Raw genomic sequence first — 20,010 nt, forward strand, 5'->3', positions numbered from 1 at the left:
ACCTATTTCGCAGTATAAAAGTTTATTAGTCTTTCTAATGCACGTTGGCATACCGGGCAGAATGCAGGTGCTTCGTTTATCTTCATTCTGCATTCGGTAGTAGGACGATAAAGTCCTTTTTGTGTATAGCCTGCTCCTTCATAGACACCCACCTTGGTGTATAAGTCGGCATTTTCTGTAGCTACCGGAGTAGGTATGGCAGTACCTTCCGGAATCATATCTTTCCATTTACTGTCGAAATCAATTAATGTGGTGATATTTGGCTCCCAAGGTTCCACTTCATATGGATATTGCGGGCTTGGGGTTTCGGTATATGCATATTCATCTGCTAATCCTCCAAAACTATGGCCGAATTCATGGACTACAACCGGTTGAAAATCAGGATGGTGGGCTGTGGTCAGTGTATATGAGTTATAGATGCCACCTCCTCCGTAGGTGTCTGTATTGGCTAGAATAATGATATGCTCGTAAGGAATTCCAGCCAACCAATTATGAATACTTTTTACCCGACTGGTAGTGAGATACCGGTCGGAATAGAACGTGTTGAAATGTGAACTTACAGCTGTAGATTTCCATTTGCCTTGTCCCGGTATGCTGACTCCGCTGTCTTCCGAAGGGCTTGCCACAGCGACAATATTAAATTTGTCCTTCAGTTTCTTGAAAGGTTCATGACTGAACAGGGCGTCACACGCTGTCTGGGCATCTTTATAAAATATATCCATCTCTTTTTCTGTATATCCTTCTGCCATGATTGCTACATCGATGCAATCTGCGGCATTTCCGTTTTGCAGAAGATAGCGATGAGGGGTAATATGGTTTGTTCCCCTCTGATGGATCAGAATATCATTGGGGATTATTTCATGTGTGAGTGAGGCATTTACTTTATGATATACATCTTTTAGAGATATGGTCACTACTGCTTCTTTTTTGGGATAAGGCAAAAGAAAAGAATTCTCGAAGCCTCTTTTTATCCTACTTGCTTCTTCTTCGCTTACCCATTCTTGGAAAAGGCTAGAGAATGACGTTCGATAAATGGTTTCTCCTGTTGCTTTGTCTTTCATTGTGATTTCACCGTTGCCTGCCAAAGGAAGTTCTGCTAGATGATGCTTGCGTCCTGCCCATTGCGGAAGGCTTGACAGTTCGTCCAGATATACTTCTTGTTTTTTGGCATCTCCGGTAAAAATATAATCTGCCCGAAGTGTTTTATCTTCGAAATAATCACTGAAATTTTGAGCGTTTACAGTCATGCTGAATAAACTGCACAAGGTAAAAATAAATGTCTTTTTCATCGTCTTTGCATTTTCTGCAAAGATAGGACATTCTATTAAATTATTGGTATTTATACAATAAAAGTTATGAATCGCACGAATATTGTCGGGAAAAGTCATATCTTTGCAGAAAATTAAACTAAAAAGAATGGGACATCATCAATTAGACAGTTTGGATGAGCAGATTTTGAGGTTGATAGCCAGTAATGCTCGTATTCCGTTTTTGGAAGTAGCCCGTGCTTGCAATGTATCCGGTGCAGCCATTCATCAGCGTATTCAGAAATTAACTAATCTGGGAATTCTTAAGGGATCTGAATATGTTATTGATCCAGAAAAGATCGGATATGAGACATGTGCATATATTGGTCTTTATCTGAAAGATCCGGAACAATTTGATTCAGTGACAGAGGCTTTGAAAAATATTCCTGAAGTCGTAGAATGTCATTTCACTACGGGACAATATGATATGTTTATCAAGATTTATGCAAAGAACAATCATCATTTGCTTAGCATAATTCATGATAAGTTGCAACCATTGGGCTTGGCTCGTTCAGAAACTATTATATCTTTTAATGAGGCTATCAAGAGACAAATGCCTATCCTCGATTTAGCTGATGAAGATTAATCGTTACTTTATCCGGCTATAATTAATAAAACTATACGGGTAGAGATGTTTTTCATCTGTCGGGTGATCTTCTCTGCCTGTTTCTTTCCATTCCTCTTTCTTTATTTCGGGAAAATAAGCATCAGCTTCCTTGGATGTGTCATCAATAAATGTGATATATAATTGTTGGGCTATATGCATTGCCTCTTTATACAAGCTTGCACCGCCTATAATAAATATTTCTTCTTCTTCTTTGCAGTGGGATAAAGCGATTTCCAATGCAGGGAAACATTCAGCTCCGGCAAAGACTGCTCCTTCCCGGCGGCTTAATACAATATTCCGGCGATTGGGAAGTGCTCCTTTGGGAAGTGATTCAAAGGTTTTGCGTCCCATGATGATAGTATGTCCGGTTGTTAAAGCTTTAAAACGTTTCAAATCGTTGGGAAGCCAATATAATAATTTATTTTCAAATCCAATGCCGTGGTTGCGTGCTATTGCTACTATAATTGAAATATTCATAGTGATGAGTGGTTAGTGGTGAATGTTTAGTGATATTAGTGGTAAGTGATGAATAAGCTTGTGCAGCCTATTCACCATAACTGCTAAACAGATACTTTACCCGCAATGTGTGGCCATGGATCATAATTCACCAATTCAAAATCTTCATATTTAAAACTGAATATATCCTTGATATCCGGGTTGATTTTCATTTGAGGTAAGGGACGGGGTTCACGGCTCAATTGAAGTTTTACTTGTTCCAAGTGGTTGGTATAGATATGTGTGTCACCTAGTGTATGAACAAAATCACCGGTCTGTAATCCGGTAACTTGTGCTACCATTTGCAGCAACAATGCGTAGGAGGCGATATTAAAAGGTACTCCCAAGAATGTATCTGCACTGCGTTGGTAAAGTTGTAGGCTTAAACGTCCGTTGGCAACGTAGAATTGAAAAAAAGCATGGCAAGGGGGAAGATTCATGTTATTTAAATCGGCTACATTCCATGCACTGACAATGATGCGTCGTGAATCCGGATTATGCTTGATCGTTTCTATTGCTTCGGAAATTTGGTCAATAAAGCCTCCATTGTAATCTGGCCAGGAACGCCATTGATAGCCGTAGATATGTCCTAGGTCTCCGTTTGCATCGGCCCATTCATTCCAGATGCGTACCCCGTTGTCTTGCAGGTATTTCACATTGGTATCCCCTTGCAGAAACCACAGAAGTTCGTGAATGATGGATTTTAAATGCAGCTTTTTGGTGGTGACCAAAGGGAAACCCTCTTCCAAGTTGAAGCGCATTTGATGACCGAATACGCTGATGGTTCCTGTACCGGTGCGATCCTCCTTGTGAACACCTTCGGTCAGGATACGGTTTAATAGGTCTAAATATTGTTTCATGTTCGGATATTCATTTTATAGATTGCAAAAGTACACAAAATCTTTCTTTTTCCGAGCATGACCCTAGTTCTATTTCAGTTTTCACCATTTCAGGCTGCATACACGTTGTAAGCCGATGATGATAAGAACCGCAGTGGCGATAACCAGTGATTGGAAATTAGTATCACTTACCAAATAATAAGTTTGGGAAGTAACTATGTCACTGATTGTCTGGCATAGAATTTCAAAGCCATTGAAAATGTAGAATAATGCACAACAGACAATGGCGCAAGTTACACTGAGTATATCCGATAACCATTGGGCTGGTTGGGGGAGGCGGCGGATAACCCCGCGTGAAAATCCATTGTCCTCAATTTCATGTTTGTTGGCAAGCATGAAATTCTTAATTAATGTATCATCGTTTTCCATCATAACCATTCTGTTTTAAGAAAGTTGTCAATTTTGTTTTTCCGCGTGATAAATGGGACTTGATTGTTCCTGCAGGCATTCCTGTAATCACTGCAATTTTTTCTATCGGAAGATCTTCCATAAAAAATAAGGTGATGCAGGTTCGCTCTACCTCTTTTAATTGGCTCAATCCCCGATATATGTCCATGTGTTCACCTACTTGCCTTTGTTCTGTTTGGTAAACAGCGTCTATTTCCCAAGTTTCCAGTCCGGACGTTTCTTTTTTGCTGCGAATATAGTCATAAAATATATTATAAGCAATACGGTAAAGCCATGTGGAGAAACTGGACAAATTTTTAAATGAAGCCAAGTTGGTGTATGCTTTTATAAAAGTTTCCTGTGCCAAGTCATCGCTGAGCTCTGTATCTCCCAATGTTTGGTGCAGGAAAAAACGCCTGATGGGCGATTGGTACTTTTTGACCAAAGTATCAAACGCCCGGGTGTTTTTAAAGACCACCACTTGTGCTACCAACGCTATGTCGTTGATTTGGCTCATTTTTATTCTTCGTTGTAGGGAGTGTCTATATTGTTCTTTATGTTTTGTGTTTCTTTGGTCTCTTTGTTACGTCCCAGTTCAATATTTTCAATTTTCATTGATCTGACTCCGTTTTCATCTTGGTTTATTCGGGTAGGAGGGAAAGGATCATCTTTTTTCTTTTTGTGTGGAGTGGTAGTGTAAGCTATCAATACTTGTCCCAACCCCATACAGAAAATAAGGAATCCGATAGCTGCCAATCCTTCTTCTTCTGTCAGTACCCAAAGGAATACTCCCAAACCAATGCCTAAGAATATATTCTTGATCCCCTTTGTCATTACAGCATTTCCTTGTTCTTCGGGGTCATTGAACAGTTCGGCCGGAATGGTTCGTCCTGCTGCCAGAGCCTCTGCAGCCAGTTTGTATTTGGCTTGTTTGTTCTTGTACCTGAACCAAAGTACAATAGCTACGATAAAGAAAGGGAGTCCACAACAGATGATGAGTGCGACAATTGCTACCGAAGTAGGAGGACCGCTATTCCAATCACCGAAATCCGAACTAATGTCATGCATGGCAGCATTCTGATCTTCATCTACATCTTGCAGGTTGCTTATAACGACTGTATCCATCCGAGTGCTGTCAAGGGCTGAAGGTACTAATTTGATTGTTTTGGCATGGGTTGCGAAGCAAGTCCCTATGAGTAAGGTCAAAATAAAAAGTAACTGTTTCATGTTTTTATATCTTTATTATTGTTTTCTGCTAGTTAGACGGAACGAATAAGGAAATAGGTTGCAAATAGACAGAAAATTTTCTGATAATCCCAAAATATCATCGTATTTTTGTAACATAAAAAGGAAGGAACATGAAATTACCATCAGAATTTGAAGCAAGAACCCTGGAATGGATGGGAGAAGAAACTTATCGCGCGTTGGAAGCGGCTTTGCAGACGGAGCCTCCTGTCAGTATTCGTGTCAATCGTACGAAGTGGAGTGGGGAAGTTGCAGGAGAACCGGTACTTTGGGCATCTGCAGGGGTTTATTTATCGCAACGGTCCACTTTTACATTCGATCCGTTGTTTCATGCTGGTTGCTATTATGTGCAAGAAGCATCTTCCATGTTTGTGGAACAGGTATTACGCACTTATATTACCGGACCTGTAGTGATGCTCGATTTGTGTGCTGCTCCCGGTGGCAAGTCTACTCATGCGCGTTCAGTTCTCCCCGTAGGTAGTTTGTTGGTGGCTAATGAGGTGATGCGTAACCGTTCTCAGGTATTGGCTGAAAATTTGATAAAGTGGGGAAATGCAGAAGTTGTGGTGACGAACAACGATCCGGCCGATTTCACTTCTTTGACAGAGGTGTTTGATGTTGTCTTGGCAGATGTGCCTTGTTCCGGTGAGGGGATGTTCCGGAAGGATCCTGTGGCTGTAGAGGAATGGAGTACGGACAATGTGCAGGTTTGTTGGCAACGTCAGCGTAGGATTTTAGCGGATATATGGCCGGCTTTGAAACCCGGTGGTCTGCTGATTTATAGTACCTGCACTTATAATAGGGAAGAAGATGAGGAAAATGTGGCTTGGATTGCTGATGAATTGGGTGCGGAGAAACTGAAAGTGCCAGTGGCGTCGGAATGGGGGATAATAGGAAATTTGGCGGGACAGGATTTTCCTGTTTATCGTTTTTTGCCTCATAGAGTGAAAGGAGAAGGATTTTTCTTGGCTGTATTGAGGAAGAGTGCTGCCATTTCTCATGTTGTTCCTTGTATTCGTTGTCAGGATGACAAAGAGAAAATAACAAAAAAGAAGAGAAAAGGAGAAAAGGGGAGCTTGTCTCAGGTTGTTCCTTTTCCCAAAGAAGTAAAAAGTTGGTTAAAGCAGGCGGAGGATTTCCGATTTGAGGTAAGAGGCACGAAGGTGATAGCCTTCCCCAATGTCCATCTTTCAGAATATGATCTGTTCCGTCAGGAATTAAAAGTTGTTCATGCGGGTGTTACTATAGGTGAGTTGAAAGGAAAAGACGTTATACCGGATCATTCGTTGGCAATGAGCACATTGCTGAATCATGATGGTTTCTCTCGTTTTGAATTGACCTATGAACAGGCTATTGCTTATTTGCGTAAAGAAGCGATCACATTGGATGCTTCTGTTCCGCGTGGTTATATACTTTTGACTTATAAAAACATTCCATTAGGATTTGCCAAGAACATTGGCAATCGGGCTAATAACCTCTATCCGCAGGAATGGCGTATCCGAAGCGGTTATTTACCCGAAGAACTTTCTTTTGTATGCTAAAAGGAGCCATAGATTTGTTCGGGAAGATTGTGCATATTGTTTTTCATAGACTGGCGCAATGCTTCTCCGGGTACAGACTTGTTTGTATTCTATAATATACAAATTTGTTTGGCTTCGTACAAGGAAAATGTGATTATCAGAAAGGCTTCCTGTAGGTACACCCGTTTTTCCATTCTGAGCAGCCATACGCGGTTTTTCCTTTTATAATCGTTCCTTTGCCACATAGCGGGCAGGATTTTCCCACCAATTCGTTATCGGATGGGATAGTGGGAGCGGGCGTGGCTGAAGAAGCGTTTTTTCGTGAGGTCCCTGCCTTTTTTTTCGGCTGTTTGACCGTAGAGGTTGTTGCAGTTTTCGTTGCTGTTTCCTCTATTGTGGTGACGCGGCGGTTTGTATTATCACTTAAAACGCTGTATACTATTTCACTTACCATTTGCTTTAATTCATTTAGAAAAGTCGTTGCATCATAGCTTTTCTTTTCTATTTCACGTAGTTTCTTTTCCCATATTCCCGTTAATTCGGCGGATTTCAACAGTTCTTCGCGAATTAGTCCCACCAGTTCTATTCCGGTAGGGGTTGCGATCAGATTTTTACGTTCTTTACGGATATAATGGCGTTTAAATAGGGTTTCAATAATGGCTGCACGTGTAGACGGACGTCCTATTCCATTTTCTTTTAATGCATCGCGTAGCTCGTCATTATCTACCAGCTTACCGGCAGTTTCCATAGCGCGTAGTAAAGTTGCTTCTGTATATGGCCGTGGGGGTTGTGTCCACTTCTCGTCCAGTTTGGGCAGATGCGGCCCGCTTTCTCCTTTCACAAAAGCGGGCAAGGAGTGTTCTTCGTCATTTTCACGGGCTTCTGCATCGGGATCGGTCATACCTTCTGGCAGATTGGTTTGTGGTTTGGCAAAGATAACGCGCCATCCGGGATCTAGAATCTGTTTTCCTGTGGCTTTGAATTCTATACTGTCAGCTTCGCCTATTACGGTAGTAGTGGCAAACTTGCAGTCGGGATAGAATACGGCAATAAAGCGGCGTGCTACCAAATCAAATACCCGTTTCTCCATTTCTGTCAGATTTACAGGAGGTTGTCCCGTAGGAATAATGGCATGGTGATCCGTTACTTTTGAATTGTCAAATACTTTTTTGGACTTGATGAGCTTTTGTCCTGCCAACGGAGCGGTAAATACTGTATATGGAGTTAGTCCCGCCAAGATATTGGGACATTTGGGATAGATGTCATCGCTTAAGAAAGTAGTATCTACACGAGGATAAGTAGTCACTTTCTTTTCATACAATGACTGGATAAGTTTTAGAGTTTCGTCAGCTGAATAAGCAAATTTTTTGTTACATTCCACCTGTAGGGAAGTCAGGTCAAAAAGACGGGGAGGTGCTTCTGTGCCTTGTTTTTTTGCTACTTCTGTCACGGTAAAAGGAACATTTTTGATACGTTCCATAAGTGCCTGTCCGGTAGCAAGATCGGTGATGGGAGGAATTCCCCTGTTCCCTTCAGCCTTTTTGGCTTTCTTGGGGTTCTCTTTAGCATCGCTTTCTTCCTGAGCCAGTTCCTCATCGCTTTTGCGGATGATGGCAGAGAATGTGGTTTCCCGGTATAAAGTAGCCAGTACCCAATATTGTTGAGGAGTGAAGTTCTCTATTTCTTGCTGACGCTTTACTATCAGTGCCAAAGTCGGAGTCTGCACCCGTCCTATCGATAGAATTTGTCTGTTTTGTCCGTACTTTAAGGTATAGAGCCGGGTGGCGTTCATGCCCAATACCCAATCGCCGATAGCACGGCTTAATCCAGCTTCGTATAAAGGTTGGAATTCTTTTTGATCTTTTAGTTTGCTGAATCCTTCGCGTATGGCTTCTTCAGTCAAGGATGAAATCCATAGACGTTTCACCGGGCAGTGTGCTCCTGCTTTCTGCATGACCCATCGTTGAATAAGTTCTCCTTCCTGGCCGGCATCACCGCAATTTATAATTTCATCGGCATTTTGCATCAGTCCTTCTATAATACGAAATTGTTTTTCAATGCCCGGATCGCTGATTAGCTTAATGCCGAAACGAGGTGGAATCATAGGAAGGCTGGACAGACTCCATGCTTTCCATGAGGGAGTGTATTCATGAGGCTCCTTCAAAGTACAGAGGTGTCCGAATGTCCAGGTAACCTGATATCCGTTTCCTTCTATATATCCGTCTTTTTTGGTTTTTGCTCCCAGTACATCCGCTATGTCACGGGCTACGGAAGGTTTTTCGGCAATACAAACTATCATATTTTTTTTCGTTTCTGTTCAAATAGGATTGCAAAGGTAATAAAAACCTCGGAAGAGATTTTGTTTTGTCTTTATTAGTTCTTCTTTTATAAGAATTTAAAAGTAGGTATCGGGGGCTTTAAGGTCATTTCAGTGCAAATGGGCTGTTAGGTATGGTTTTTCTGTTATTTGCTGTTTGACGAATGTCTTTTGAACTTTTCTCTATGATTTCAGTTTCTTTTCAGAATCCTATAAGAATTTTGCATCAAAAAGAAACTATAAAACAATGTAATTATGAAAAAGAATTGGATGTTATTTTTATTTTTCGCAGCTTTTGCTGCACTAACTTTTAGTGGTTGTAGTGATGATGACAATAGTGATGTTCCTGAAAACACACATTTGGTTTCAAAAGAAGTACAGGCTGCATTTAATGCAAAATATCCGCAAGCCAAAGACGTGGAATGGGAGCTGAAAGGTGATTATGCTGTAGCAGATTTTTATTGGGATGGTGGAGAGCATTCTGCATGGTTCAATCCGTTATCGGCTGCCTGGTATATGACAGAAACAGATGTTCGTTATGAAAATCTTCCCGAACCTGTACTTGCTGCCCATAAAGCAGGCAAATATGCTGACTGGCGGGTGGATGATGTGGATAAGTTGACTCGTGAGGGAATGGAAACTCTTTATGTCATTGAGGTGGAGAAAGGAGAATCCGAGCTGGATTTGTTTTATTCGTCTACAGGTATATTGGTAAAAACTGTTGTAGATACCGGACACGAAGAAGATTATGATGATTATTTGCCGCAGCCTGATGCAAACGGCATTATAGCTATTGTCAAGCAGAAATATCCCAATGCGACAATTGTAGAAATAGAACGTGAAAAAGGTTTGCAGGAAGTTACTATTTTAGATGAAAACAAAGAGAAAGAGGTTTATTTCAATGAGCGGAATGAATGGATGGGAACAAGCTGGGATGTACAGGTGGCAAATTTACCGGAAGCGGTAAAAAAATCGGTTATGGAAAAATATTCAGATTATGTGATAGATGATGCTGATTATGTGGTGACACCTGATAATGAATGGTATATACTTGATTTGGAAAACAAACAGATCGATAAAGAGCTTAAAGTAAAGGTAGATAAGGACGGCGTTTGGTTGTAATTTTATTATCCCCTAGGCTATGCTAGGTAAACAGGCGGATGTTTCATAGGGCCGGACAGCTTTGGGGTTTTTAAACATTATGATTTTTGTGGCAGGCAGTTGAAGTGTGAATTTGTATTTCTGTTATACATTTTTTGTGATTTTGATGAGAGAGTAAAAGATGAATGTGGAAAAATAGATTTGTATGATATACGATATTCAGTTACATTTGCATTTAGAATAAAAAATAGCATGATGGAAACAGGATTAACTTATACTTCGACTGTTGTCGTTTCAAAAGAAAATGTAGCTGCCACCATGGGTAGCGGCGATTTGAATGTGTTTGCCACTCCCGCTATGGTGGCGTTGATGGAGAATGCTGCCATGAGTGCCGTGGCAGATGAGTTGCCTGAAGGTTCCACTACAGTAGGGGCCATGATGAACACTACTCATATCAAGCCCTCGGCTGTGGGAGACACGGTTTCGGCTACTGCCGTATTAAAAGAGGTGGAAGGCAGAAAACTTACTTTTGAAGTGCGGGCGCAAGATAGCAAGGGCGTGATTGGAGAAGGTACACATGTACGTTATATTGTGGACAAAGAGAAGTTTATGAGTAAATTGTCTTAATAATTATTTGAAATTATGCCACAACTGAGAGCTTCCCTTCTTTTGTGATTCTGAATATTATTTGTTCCGATAACGGGAAATCAAGTAGAGGAATGAAGAACGTGCTTTAATAAAAAATATTTAAGGAGAGCAAAACGAATGACAATCTGAAAAAGAGTGTCATGGAGTTCTGCCCTCCTTCTTTTATTCTTGCAGCGCCAAGATATATTCGTATAACTTCTTATAAAACGGATGTTTCGTCAGCGTAGAGGCATCTCCTAATATAATAAGTTTCATGCGTGCACGTGTAATTGCTACATTCATTCGTCGCAAGTCATTTAGAAAACCAATTTGTCCCTCTTCATTTGCACGTACTAAACTGATGAGGATAACGTCTCGTTCCTGTCCCTGAAAACCATCTACCGTATTGATGGTGATAAGGTGTCGGTAAGGCTTGAAGAAAGCATCTCGTTTTATCAGTTGACGGAGATATTGTACTTGTGCTTTATAAGGAGAAATCAGTCCCACATCAATCCGTTCTTCCAGAAAACGGTCTTTACCTATTTTATTGATATAGTTGGTGAGTTGGGAAATGGAGAGTGCCGCCTCCTCTTTATTGATACGGCCGAAGCTTTCACCCACAAACTCTTCGTTGCATTCCATTCCTTCCGTATTTATCCATTCTATCGGTGTGTCATAGTCCAATATACTCCGATATTTTACTTCGGGAGCTGATTTCAGTTCACCCTGATAGAACCATTCTGAAGAGAAACGCATAATTTCGTCATTCATTCTATATTGTACCTTTAACAAGGATACAGTGTCGGGTTTGTTGTCTGCAATCTCCTGCATCAGTGTCCGGTCTAATCCTCCACGAGCTGCTTCCATGCATTTAATGGTAGGAGGAAGCTGGCAATAATCACCGGCCAGAATGACACGGTCTGCTTTGCGGATGGCAATCCAGCAGGCAGGTTCTAGAGCTTGTGCGGCTTCGTCTATGAATAAGGTACTGAATTTGCGTCCTGTCAATATTCGGTTGGCGGAACTTACCAGTGTGCAGGCTATCACACGTGCTTCGCCGAACAATGCTTCGTTGATGCGAATTTCCAGTTCGGTGGCACGGTCTTTCAGTGAGTTTATTTTCTGTCGGATATTCTCACGTTCCGCTCCTTTGCGCGAACGTCCGTAGAGCTCGCGTATTGCTTTTCGGATACTCCATAATTGCGGATAATCGGGATGGCTTTCAAAACGGCGTTCATAGGTAAAAGCAAGCATTTTGTCATTGACGCGGATGGGATTACCAATACGGAGAACGGGAACACCCCGGTCCACCAGTTTCTCGCTAATCCAGTCTACAGCCATATTGCTCTGTGCACACACCATGACTTGATTTTCCCGGTGAAGGGTCTCGTAAATGGCTTCTACCAATGTGGTAGTTTTACCGGTTCCGGGCGGACCGTGGACTATAGCAACATCTTTGGCATGCATCACTTTATTTACTGCTTCCTCCTGCGTATTGTTTAACCAGGGGAAACGGGTGAAGCCGAAACTGAAAGTTTCCGCCTTTTGGTTGCCATGAAAAATCTCACGTAACTCTGCCAGACGATTCCCTTTTGCCTTGAGGACTTGTCCCAACGCTTCGAACATCAACCGGTAACTGGTTTCATCAAAATAAAGCTGTACTCCCAATTGTCGCTCGGTTGCCTGTATGCTGAGCAATGCATCTGCCGAGGGGAGAACGATTACCATTCGGTCTTCGTCCACGTAGTTGACAGTTGCCGTAAAATTGAAATAATGTAATTGGCCTGATGCATTTTGCGTAAAAAAGCATACCGGACGGCCGAATTCAAATACATGTTCTATGTCTTTGTCTTCTTGCCTTTCAACTTCTACAACCAATTGATTCAATGAGTTATAATAGCTTCTGCCTGCCGATATAGGATACCAGCACATACCCCGTTTCACTTTGCGCCCGATGCCCATAGCTTCAGTCTGTTGCCTGAAAGTCTCTTTTTCGTAATCATATTCTAATTTTAGTAACAACTCTTTGCGTTGTAGTTTGTTAATTATATTAGAAAGGGGTATATGTTGGTTCATAATGATGCTTTTTTCTATAAGAATTGCAAAGATAATAATAATCCTTTAGGTAGGACTTTATGTTTTATTTTGTTAAACGTATTATAGATTACACAAGAATTCAAATATTATTCCTATATTGCCAAAAATAAAATAGATTTAAAACTGTAATAATTATAAATGGTAAAAGGTATGGTATATGACTTGGACATGTTAAAGGCCTTTTATGCTTCTTTCGAAAAGAAGATAGGTCGGGTAAGAGCCGTGTTGCAGCGTCCGCTGACATTGGCTGAGAAAATTCTGTATACACATCTTTATGATGATGCTCAACTGAAGAATTATGAACGTGGCGAGGACTATGTGAATTTCCGTCCCGACCGCGTGGCTATGCAAGACGCGACGGCGCAAATGGCATTGTTGCAATTTATCAATGCAGGAAAGGATTCCGCTGCCGTACCTTCTACTGTGCATTGTGACCATTTGATTCAGGCATATAAAGGAGCGGGCCCGGATATTGCAACGGCTACGGAAACCAACCGTGAGGTATACGATTTCTTACGAGATGTTTCTTCGCGTTTCGGTATCGGGTTTTGGAAACCGGGAGCAGGAATCATTCATCAGGTGGTACTCGAAAACTATGCTTTTCCCGGGGGAATGATGGTGGGGACGGATTCTCATACCCCCAATGCCGGAGGATTGGGGATGGTGGCAATCGGAGTCGGTGGTGCCGATGCTGTGGATGTAATGACCGGTATGGAATGGGAGTTAAAGATGCCGAAACTGATTGGAGTTCATTTGACCGGAAGCTTGAATGGATGGGCTTCGCCAAAGGATGTGATTCTGAAATTGGCCGGTATTCTGACCGTGAAAGGTGGAACGAATGCCATTATAGAATATTTTGGAGAAGGGACAGCTTCACTTTCGGCAACCGGTAAGGCTACTATCTGCAATATGGGTGCAGAGGTGGGGGCTACCACATCCTTGTTCCCCTATGACGACCGGATGGCTGTGTATCTGAAAGCTACCGGAAGAGAGTCTGTAGCAGAGATGGCCGGAAAAGTGGCAAATGATTTACGTGCCGATGCTGAGGTTGTTGCCAATCCTTCTGCTTTCTACGACCGTGTGATTGAAATTAATTTGTCCGAGTTGGAACCTTATATCAACGGGCCGTTTACACCGGATGCCGCAACACCTATTTCAGAGTTTGCCGAAAAGGTATTGGTTAATGGTTATCCGCGTAAGATGGAAGTCGGGCTGATAGGTTCATGTACCAATTCATCTTATCAGGATTTAAGTCGGGCTGCTTCCATTGCCCGTCAGGTAGCTGAAAAACATTTGGCTGTGGCTGCTCCTTTGATTGTCAATCCGGGTTCTGAACAGATTCGAGCTACCGCCGAGCGTGACGGGATGATTGATGCTTTCCAAAAGATTGGGGCTACTATTATGGCGAATGCTTGCGGTCCGTGCATCGGACAGTGGAAACGCCATACCGATGATCCTGTCCGCAAAAACTCGATTGTCACTTCTTTCAACCGTAATTTTGCCAAACGTGCCGATGGTAATCCGAATACACATGCATTTGTGGCTTCTCCTGAATTGGTATTGGCTCTGACTATTGCCGGTGATTTATGTTTCAATCCGTTGAAAGATACGTTGATAAATCAAGAAGGCGAGAAGGTGAAATTGAGCGTTCCCGAGGGAGATGAATTGCCGTCGGCAGGTTTCACTCAAGGTAATCCCGGTTATTTGGCTCCTGCCGGTGCACAGGTAGAAATTAAGGTGAATCCCGAATCACAGCGTTTGCAGTTATTGGCTCCGTTTCCGGCATGGGATGGAAAGGATTTTACGGATATGCCTTTACTGATTAAGGCTCAAGGTAAATGTACCACAGACCATATTTCGATGGCAGGCCCGTGGCTGCGTTTCCGTGGTCATCTGGAAAATATTTCGGATAATATGCTGATGGGGGCGGTGAACGCTTTCAATGGTGAAACGAACAAGGTGTGGAACCGATTGACAAATACCTATGAGAGTGTATCGGGCGCGGCTAAGCAGTATAAAGCGCAAGGCATCGGGTCTATGGTAGTTGCGGAGGAAAATTATGGAGAAGGTTCCAGTCGTGAACATGCCGCTATGGAGCCTCGTTTCCTGAATGTAAAGGTTATTCTGGCGAAGAGTTTTGCCCGCATCCATGAAACGAATCTGAAGAAGCAGGGAATGTTGGCGGTGACTTTTATAGACAAAGCGGACTATGACAAGATTCAAGAACATGATTTGATTACCGTCAGCGGATTGGCGGACTTTGCTCCCGGAAGAAATCTGACTGTGACTTTACACCATGAAGATGGCACTCAGGATGGTTTTGAAGTACAGCATACTTATAATGAACAGCAGATAGGTTGGTTCCGTGCCGGCTCTGCTTTAAATGCAAGATAAAAGATGAAAAAGACAGTACCTTATATTACAGGAGACGGAGTGGGAGCAGAAATTACTCCCGCTATGCAAGCCATAGTGAATGCGGCCGTGAAGAAGGCGTATGGCAATGAACATGAAATAGAATGGATGGAAGTACTGGCAGGTGAACGTGCTTTCAACGAAACAGGTTCCTGGTTGCCGGATGAGACGATGGAGGCTTTCAAGAAATATGGTGTGGGCATAAAAGGTCCGTTGACTACTCCCGTAGGAGGTGGTATCCGTTCCTTGAATGTGGCTTTGCGCCAGACGCTGGATCTGTATGTGTGTCTGCGCCCCGTACGTTGGTTCAGCGGAGTGGTATCTCCGGTGAAAGAGCCTCAGAAGGTGGATATGCATATTTTCCGCGAAAATACGGAGGATATTTATGCAGGTATAGAATGGGAAGCAGGCACGCCGGAAGCTGAGAAGTTTTATCGTTTTTTGCATGATGAAATGGGAGTGGCTAAAGTGCGCTTTCCCGAATCTTCTTCATTTGGCGTGAAACCGGTGTCCAAAGAAGGAACGGAACGTCTGGTACGTGCGGCATGTAAATATGCTTTGGAGCATGGCTTGCCGTCAGTGACGTTGGTGCATAAAGGAAATATCATGAAGTTTACTGAAGGCGGCTTCAAGAAATGGGGATATGAACTGGCGGAACGTGAATTCGGAGATGCCATTGCGTCAGGCAAGTTGGTGATAAAAGACTGCATAGCCGATGCATTCTTGCAGAATACGTTATTGATTCCCGAAGAATATTCGGTGGTGGCTACCTTGAATTTGAACGGAGATTACATCTCGGATCAGTTGGCTGCCATGGTAGGCGGCATCGGAATTGCTCCCGGAGCGAACATCAATTACAATACCGGTCATGCCATTTTTGAAGCGACTCACGGTACGGCTCCCAATATTGCCGGAAAGGATGTGGTGAATCCTTGTTCATTAATCCTCTCGGCTGTCATGATGTTGGAACATTTTGGCTGGAATAAGGCGGCGGAGCTGATAGTGAATGCTTTGGAATCCAGTTTTGGCGAAGGCAGAGCCACACATGACCTTGCCCGTTTTATGCCCGGAGGTGTCTCGCTTGGCACGTCGGCATTTACAAAAGAAATAATAGAAAGAATAAACTCCTAAAAACTCACGGATATGAAGAAAGAATATATCATTTACAAACTCTCCGAGGATATGAAGAATGCAACCCGGATTGAGAACGAATTGTTCAAGAAGTTTGATGTAAAGCGCGGATTGCGTAACGAAGATGGCACCGGTGTTTTGGTAGGGTTGACCAAGATAGGCAATGTAGTAGGGTATGAACGTATTCCCGGTGGAGGATTGAAGCCGATTCCCGGCAAACTTTTCTATCGTGGGTATGATTTGGAAGATTTGGCACATAGTATCATTAAGGAGAAACGTTTTGGTTTTGAGGAGGTGGCTTATCTGTTATTGTCCGGTCATTTGCCTGACAAGGAAGAGTTGGCGTCTTTCTGTGAGTTGATTAATGACAATACTCCGTTGGAACAGAAGACCAAAATGAATATCATTGAGTTGGAGGGAAATAACATTATGAACATTCTGGCCCGTAGCGTGCTTGAAATGTACCGTTTTGACCCGCAGGCGGATGATACTTCGCGTGATAACCTGATGCGTCAGAGTATTGACTTGATATCCAAATTCCCGACCATTATTGCATACGCTTATAACATGTTGCGCCATGCCACGTATGGTCGTTCGTTGCATATCCGTCATCCGCGTGAAAAACTGTCTATCGCAGAAAACTTCCTGTATATGTTGAAAAAGGATTATACGGAACTTGATGCGCGCACGCTTGATTTGCTGTTGGTACTTCAGGCTGAACACGGAGGTGGTAATAACTCTACTTTTACCGTCCGTGTAGTTTCGTCCAGCCGTACGGATACTTATTCGGCCATCGCCGCAGGTATCGGCTCGTTGAAAGGTCCGCTTCATGGAGGGGCAAATATCCAGGTGGCGGATATGTTCCATCATTTGCAGGAAAATATCAAGGATTGGACCAATGTGGACGAAATTGATACTTACTTTACCCGTATGTTGAATAAGGAAGCGTATGATAAGTCCGGTCTGATTTATGGTATCGGTCATGCGGTCTATACGATATCCGATCCTCGTGCCATCTTGTTGAAAGAATTGGCTCGTGATTTGGCAAAAGAAAAAGGCAAGGAAGAAGAATTTGCTTTCCTGGAATTGTTGGAAGAACGTGCCATCGCTATGTTCGGAAAGATTAAGAATAACGGCAAGACGGTGTCCAGTAATATCGATTTCTATTCAGGTTTCGTATATGAAATGATTGGTCTGCCACAGGAAATATTTACACCTTTGTTTGCGATGGCTCGTATCGTGGGGTGGTGCGCACACCGCAATGAGGAGCTGAATTTTGAAGGAAAACGCATTATTCGTCCGGCATACAAGAATGTGTTGGAAGAACTGGAATATGTGCCTTTGAAACAGAGATAACGGTTTAGAGGCACCTCGGTTGGCGATAAGCTTTGGTATTATTGTTTTAGCTTGGCGGCAATGAGGTCTGTATTGTTGTAAAGAAAAGTAAGATATCTTCGTGGACAAAGTAAGATATGTTTCCGAGCAAAGTAACACCACGTACATGTTCCACGAAGATATCTTACTTTTTTCAGTGAGATATGGTCGTTCATAATACTCTATATAGAGTACCTTGAAAAATCCTTCAAATCTTTCAGCCTGCTCGCAAATGCCCTGCCCGTCGGCTTTTCGGCTGAAGAATTGGGCTCGGGAATCCTTCAGCCGGACCGGTGTTCTTCCAGTTCTTAGGGAATTGGTTTTTCTGAAGGATATTTTCCGGCTGAAACATTTCACAATGCATATCCTTCAGCCGGAATGCCGACGGGCAGGGCGTTTGCGAGCAGGCTGAAAGATCTGAAGGAAAAATAAGGCGTTTCGGCATGTAGATGCCGTTATGGGAAAAAACAACAGGTCAAATTTTAAAAAGCTCTTGTTCTTTCAATGAAAACGTCTTGTTCTTTTCTGAAAAGAACAAGGCCTTTAAAAAAAAGAACAAGACGTTTGAAAGGTTAGTAACGTGTATGCCGGAAGGTTAATAACGTGTGGGATGATACGTTACTATTGAATATTTTACAATTATAATTCATTATATTGCATACTATACATATCAAAACCGTCAGCCCAATAATTGCGTTTGATTTCATTCAGTGTGAATCCTTGCTTTTCATAGAATTTATATGCTAATTGCGAGGTTCGGACTGTTATTTTTTTGATACTGGGAATAGCCTTTAAAACCTCAATTCTGTATCTTAAAAGCTTTTTACCTAAAGATTTGCCTTGATAGTCGGGATGCATAATATCCCAACTTATTTTTCCAATGGTTCTTTTTTCTGCGAAATTTATCCCGCCGCATCCAACCACTTTCCCGTCAACGAGCAAGACATAATAGAGCTCTATTTCTTTATCCAAATAATTGCTCAAATCATTAACTTCCTCTTTTGCAAAGAAGTTGGGTGTGTTTAATTTAATTAAATTCATGACAACTTCTTTATCTGTCGTCAAATATTCTCTAATTACAATTGAATTATCTTGTGTCATAGAACTTTCGTTTGAAATTCGTGGCAAAGATACGAAAATTAAAAACTGACAAGAGATCAAAATATTGTCTATTGAAAAAATAGTAAATAATTATTTGACAGCATAGCACCACAAATTATTGAAATTTGCACAGTTGCTGAATCGTTACCTCTGTTCCTTAAATATTACGCTAAACATTTGTTTTTTCAATTGGTTAATCCAAGATGATGAAAATCTAAAATAAACTGCTCTTAATATAATTTTGAAATATCTTATCCCAACTCTTTTTCTGTGTCTAAGTCTGGGTACAATAAAAAAGCATGTCCAGTTTGCTAATGGCGTTACGAGCTTCCTGTATATGTCTGATGCTGAAATGCAACGTGATGGTACTTTGATGATTGGCGGGGGAGGGAAGTCGGAAATCAATGGAAAACCTGTAGAAAATAGTATATACCTCTCTAAGTAAAGTCTTCTCTGCGATAAAAATCGTATCCTTTTTTTGCAAAAAATCTCTTAATTGTTGCTTTCCTCTGATTTTTCCCTTAAATTTGTTAGTGACTTACTAAATTTAATACAGGGAGGAACGAGTATGGGACAACAGACTTTTGAATTTTTGCTATTGGCAATGTCCGCACTTGCGGTGATTGTATTTGTAGCCCTCTATTATGTACGTGCCGGTTATGGTATGTTCCACACCCCGAAATGGGGACTTTCAGTGAACAATAAATTAGGTTGGGTACTGATGGAAGCGCCTGTATTCCTTGTAATGCTTTATCTGTGGTGGAACAGCAGCGTGCGTTTTGATGCCGCTCCTTTCCTCTTTTTTCTTCTTTTTGAATTACATTATTTCCAGCGCTCTTTTATCTTCCCTTTCCTGATGAAAGGAAAGAGCCGGATGCCCCTTGCCATTATGTTGATGGGAGTGGTCTTTAATGTCCTGAACGGACTGATGCAGGGCGAATGGTTGTTCTATCTGGCTCCGGAAGGACTCTATACAGATGCCTGGCTCAGTACTCCTTCTTTTTGGCTTGGGGTTATTCTGTTCTTTATAGGGATGGGCATTAATCTACATTCCGACAGTGTGATCCGCCATTTACGTAAACCGGGCGATACACGCCATTATTTGCCGCAGAAGGGAATGTACCGATATGTCACTTCGGGCAACTATTTTGGCGAGTTGGTGGAATGGATAGGGTTTGCCGTACTCACTTGTTCGCCCGCTGCATGGGTGTTTGTGCTGTGGACGTTTGCTAATCTGGCTCCACGTGCCAATTCCATCCGTAACCGTTATCGGGAAGAGTTTGGTAAGGATGCGGTAGGAAAAAAGAAAAGAATGATTCCTTTTATTTATTGAATTTGAATAGTATATCGTTTCTGTTTCAGGAAATGATGAAAGCGAAACATAACATAT

The 20,010-nt window shown here is 42.1% G+C and carries 17 protein-coding genes; 8 read left to right on the top strand and 9 right to left on the bottom strand.

The features are described from left to right. Nucleotides 1–2: 2 nt before the first annotated feature. On the bottom strand, nt 3–1,289 hold the full coding sequence (locus BVU_RS09870) for an IgA Peptidase M64 (RefSeq protein ID WP_011965386.1): 1,287 nt from the start codon (nt 1,287–1,289) through the stop codon (nt 3–5). A gap of 127 nt (nt 1,290–1,416) precedes the next feature. Between BVU_RS09870 and BVU_RS09875 the strand changes: the two genes are divergently transcribed. Further along, on the top strand, nt 1,417–1,893 hold the full coding sequence (locus BVU_RS09875) for an Lrp/AsnC family transcriptional regulator (RefSeq protein ID WP_005849015.1): 477 nt from the start codon (nt 1,417–1,419) through the stop codon (nt 1,891–1,893). A gap of 3 nt (nt 1,894–1,896) precedes the next feature. Here BVU_RS09875 and BVU_RS09880 read toward each other — a convergent pair whose 3' ends face one another. The 5 genes from BVU_RS09880 to BVU_RS09900 all read right to left on the bottom strand — a co-directional run bounded on the left by BVU_RS09880 (nt 1,897) and on the right by BVU_RS09900 (nt 4,922). Beyond that, entirely contained in the window at nt 1,897–2,391 is a 495-nt protein-coding gene (locus tag BVU_RS09880) for a dihydrofolate reductase (protein WP_005845866.1), read from the bottom strand. 83 nt (nt 2,392–2,474) lie between these two features. Then, the gene (locus BVU_RS09885; protein WP_011965387.1) at nt 2,475–3,269 is read right to left on the bottom strand and encodes a thymidylate synthase; all 795 of its coding nucleotides are present in this window, start codon (nt 3,267–3,269) and stop codon (nt 2,475–2,477) included. A gap of 81 nt (nt 3,270–3,350) precedes the next feature. Continuing rightward, complete coding sequence (locus tag BVU_RS09890; protein WP_008667769.1) at nt 3,351–3,680, bottom strand: DUF5056 domain-containing protein; 330 nt, start codon at nt 3,678–3,680, stop codon at nt 3,351–3,353. Next, a complete protein-coding gene (locus BVU_RS09895) occupies nt 3,664–4,212 on the bottom strand; it encodes an RNA polymerase sigma factor (RefSeq protein ID WP_005845869.1) in 549 nt (182 codons plus the stop codon). Before BVU_RS09895 ends, BVU_RS09890 begins: the two co-directional genes overlap by 17 nt. Before the next feature lie 2 nt (nt 4,213–4,214). Continuing rightward, nucleotides 4,215–4,922: a DUF6249 domain-containing protein gene (locus BVU_RS09900; protein ID WP_011965388.1), complete on the bottom strand. Its 708-nt coding sequence runs from the start codon at nt 4,920–4,922 to the stop codon at nt 4,215–4,217. Between the two features lie 131 nt (nt 4,923–5,053). On the opposite strand from BVU_RS09900, the gene BVU_RS09905 reads away from it, so the two are divergent. Further along, on the top strand, nt 5,054–6,481 hold the full coding sequence (locus BVU_RS09905; RefSeq protein WP_011965389.1) for a methyltransferase RsmF C-terminal domain-like protein: 1,428 nt from the start codon (nt 5,054–5,056) through the stop codon (nt 6,479–6,481). Nucleotides 6,482–6,617: 136 nt separating this feature from the next. Here BVU_RS09905 and BVU_RS09910 read toward each other — a convergent pair whose 3' ends face one another. Continuing rightward, nucleotides 6,618–8,759, bottom strand: coding sequence for a DNA topoisomerase 3 (locus tag BVU_RS09910; protein WP_011965390.1), 2,142 nt, complete (start codon nt 8,757–8,759; stop codon nt 6,618–6,620). Between the two features lie 273 nt (nt 8,760–9,032). Here BVU_RS09910 and BVU_RS09915 point away from each other — a divergent pair, with 273 nt between their 5' ends. Together BVU_RS09915 and BVU_RS09920 are read left to right on the top strand one after the other, a co-directional pair. Next, the gene (locus BVU_RS09915) at nt 9,033–9,899 is read left to right on the top strand and encodes a PepSY-like domain-containing protein (protein ID WP_011965391.1); all 867 of its coding nucleotides are present in this window, start codon (nt 9,033–9,035) and stop codon (nt 9,897–9,899) included. Nucleotides 9,900–10,130: 231 nt separating this feature from the next. After that, on the top strand, nt 10,131–10,505 hold the full coding sequence (locus BVU_RS09920; protein WP_016270902.1) for a thioesterase family protein: 375 nt from the start codon (nt 10,131–10,133) through the stop codon (nt 10,503–10,505). A gap of 183 nt (nt 10,506–10,688) precedes the next feature. Here the strand turns inward: BVU_RS09920 and BVU_RS09925 are convergent, their stop codons facing one another. Further along, a complete protein-coding gene (locus BVU_RS09925) occupies nt 10,689–12,581 on the bottom strand; it encodes an AAA domain-containing protein (protein WP_011965392.1) in 1,893 nt (630 codons plus the stop codon). A gap of 171 nt (nt 12,582–12,752) precedes the next feature. On the opposite strand from BVU_RS09925, the gene BVU_RS09930 reads away from it, so the two are divergent. From BVU_RS09930 to BVU_RS09940, 3 genes are read left to right on the top strand one after another with little or no spacing between them, the layout of a single operon-like run. Beyond that, nucleotides 12,753–14,996 carry an aconitate hydratase gene (locus tag BVU_RS09930; RefSeq protein WP_016270900.1) on the top strand — a complete coding sequence of 748 codons (2,244 nt, stop codon included), beginning with the start codon at nt 12,753–12,755 and terminating at the stop codon, nt 14,994–14,996. Between the two features lie 3 nt (nt 14,997–14,999). After that, nucleotides 15,000–16,145, top strand: coding sequence for an NADP-dependent isocitrate dehydrogenase (gene icd / locus BVU_RS09935; RefSeq protein ID WP_005845877.1), 1,146 nt, complete (start codon nt 15,000–15,002; stop codon nt 16,143–16,145). Between the two features lie 12 nt (nt 16,146–16,157). Further along, nucleotides 16,158–17,501, top strand: a complete 1,344-nt coding sequence (locus BVU_RS09940; protein WP_005845878.1) for a citrate/2-methylcitrate synthase — start codon at nt 16,158–16,160, stop codon at nt 17,499–17,501. 657 nt (nt 17,502–18,158) lie between these two features. On the opposite strand, the gene BVU_RS09950 is transcribed toward BVU_RS09940, so the two are convergent. After that, nucleotides 18,159–18,620, bottom strand: a complete 462-nt coding sequence (locus BVU_RS09950) for a GNAT family N-acetyltransferase (protein ID WP_005848970.1) — start codon at nt 18,618–18,620, stop codon at nt 18,159–18,161. 568 nt (nt 18,621–19,188) lie between these two features. Here BVU_RS09950 and BVU_RS09955 point away from each other — a divergent pair. Beyond that, the gene (locus tag BVU_RS09955; protein ID WP_008667760.1) at nt 19,189–19,953 is read left to right on the top strand and encodes a DUF1295 domain-containing protein; all 765 of its coding nucleotides are present in this window, start codon (nt 19,189–19,191) and stop codon (nt 19,951–19,953) included. The last annotated feature ends 57 nt before the right edge of the window (nt 19,954–20,010 follow it).

The sequence above is a fragment of the Phocaeicola vulgatus ATCC 8482 genome, from assembly GCF_000012825.1.
In the GTDB taxonomy this organism is placed as follows: Bacteria; Bacteroidota; Bacteroidia; order Bacteroidales; family Bacteroidaceae; genus Phocaeicola; species Phocaeicola vulgatus.

Coding starts and splice junctions, on each gene's coding strand:
- BVU_RS09905 (WP_011965389.1), top strand. CDS start 5,054: ATGAAATTACCATCAGAATTTGAAGCAAGAACCCTGGAATGGATGGGA.
- BVU_RS09900 (WP_011965388.1), bottom strand. CDS start 4,922: ATGAAACAGTTACTTTTTATTTTGACCTTACTCATAGGGACTTGCTTC.
- BVU_RS09880 (WP_005845866.1), bottom strand. CDS start 2,391: ATGAATATTTCAATTATAGTAGCAATAGCACGCAACCACGGCATTGGA.
- BVU_RS09875 (WP_005849015.1), top strand. CDS start 1,417: ATGGGACATCATCAATTAGACAGTTTGGATGAGCAGATTTTGAGGTTG.
- icd (WP_005845877.1), top strand. CDS start 15,000: ATGAAAAAGACAGTACCTTATATTACAGGAGACGGAGTGGGAGCAGAA.
- BVU_RS09910 (WP_011965390.1), bottom strand. CDS start 8,759: ATGATAGTTTGTATTGCCGAAAAACCTTCCGTAGCCCGTGACATAGCG.
- BVU_RS09955 (WP_008667760.1), top strand. CDS start 19,189: ATGGGACAACAGACTTTTGAATTTTTGCTATTGGCAATGTCCGCACTT.
- BVU_RS09915 (WP_011965391.1), top strand. CDS start 9,033: ATGAAAAAGAATTGGATGTTATTTTTATTTTTCGCAGCTTTTGCTGCA.
- BVU_RS09950 (WP_005848970.1), bottom strand. CDS start 18,620: ATGACACAAGATAATTCAATTGTAATTAGAGAATATTTGACGACAGAT.
- BVU_RS09895 (WP_005845869.1), bottom strand. CDS start 4,212: ATGAGCCAAATCAACGACATAGCGTTGGTAGCACAAGTGGTGGTCTTT.
- BVU_RS09890 (WP_008667769.1), bottom strand. CDS start 3,680: ATGATGGAAAACGATGATACATTAATTAAGAATTTCATGCTTGCCAAC.
- BVU_RS09870 (WP_011965386.1), bottom strand. CDS start 1,289: ATGAAAAAGACATTTATTTTTACCTTGTGCAGTTTATTCAGCATGACT.
- BVU_RS09930 (WP_016270900.1), top strand. CDS start 12,753: ATGGTATATGACTTGGACATGTTAAAGGCCTTTTATGCTTCTTTCGAA.
- BVU_RS09940 (WP_005845878.1), top strand. CDS start 16,158: ATGAAGAAAGAATATATCATTTACAAACTCTCCGAGGATATGAAGAAT.
- BVU_RS09885 (WP_011965387.1), bottom strand. CDS start 3,269: ATGAAACAATATTTAGACCTATTAAACCGTATCCTGACCGAAGGTGTT.
- BVU_RS09925 (WP_011965392.1), bottom strand. CDS start 12,581: ATGAACCAACATATACCCCTTTCTAATATAATTAACAAACTACAACGC.
- BVU_RS09920 (WP_016270902.1), top strand. CDS start 10,131: ATGATGGAAACAGGATTAACTTATACTTCGACTGTTGTCGTTTCAAAA.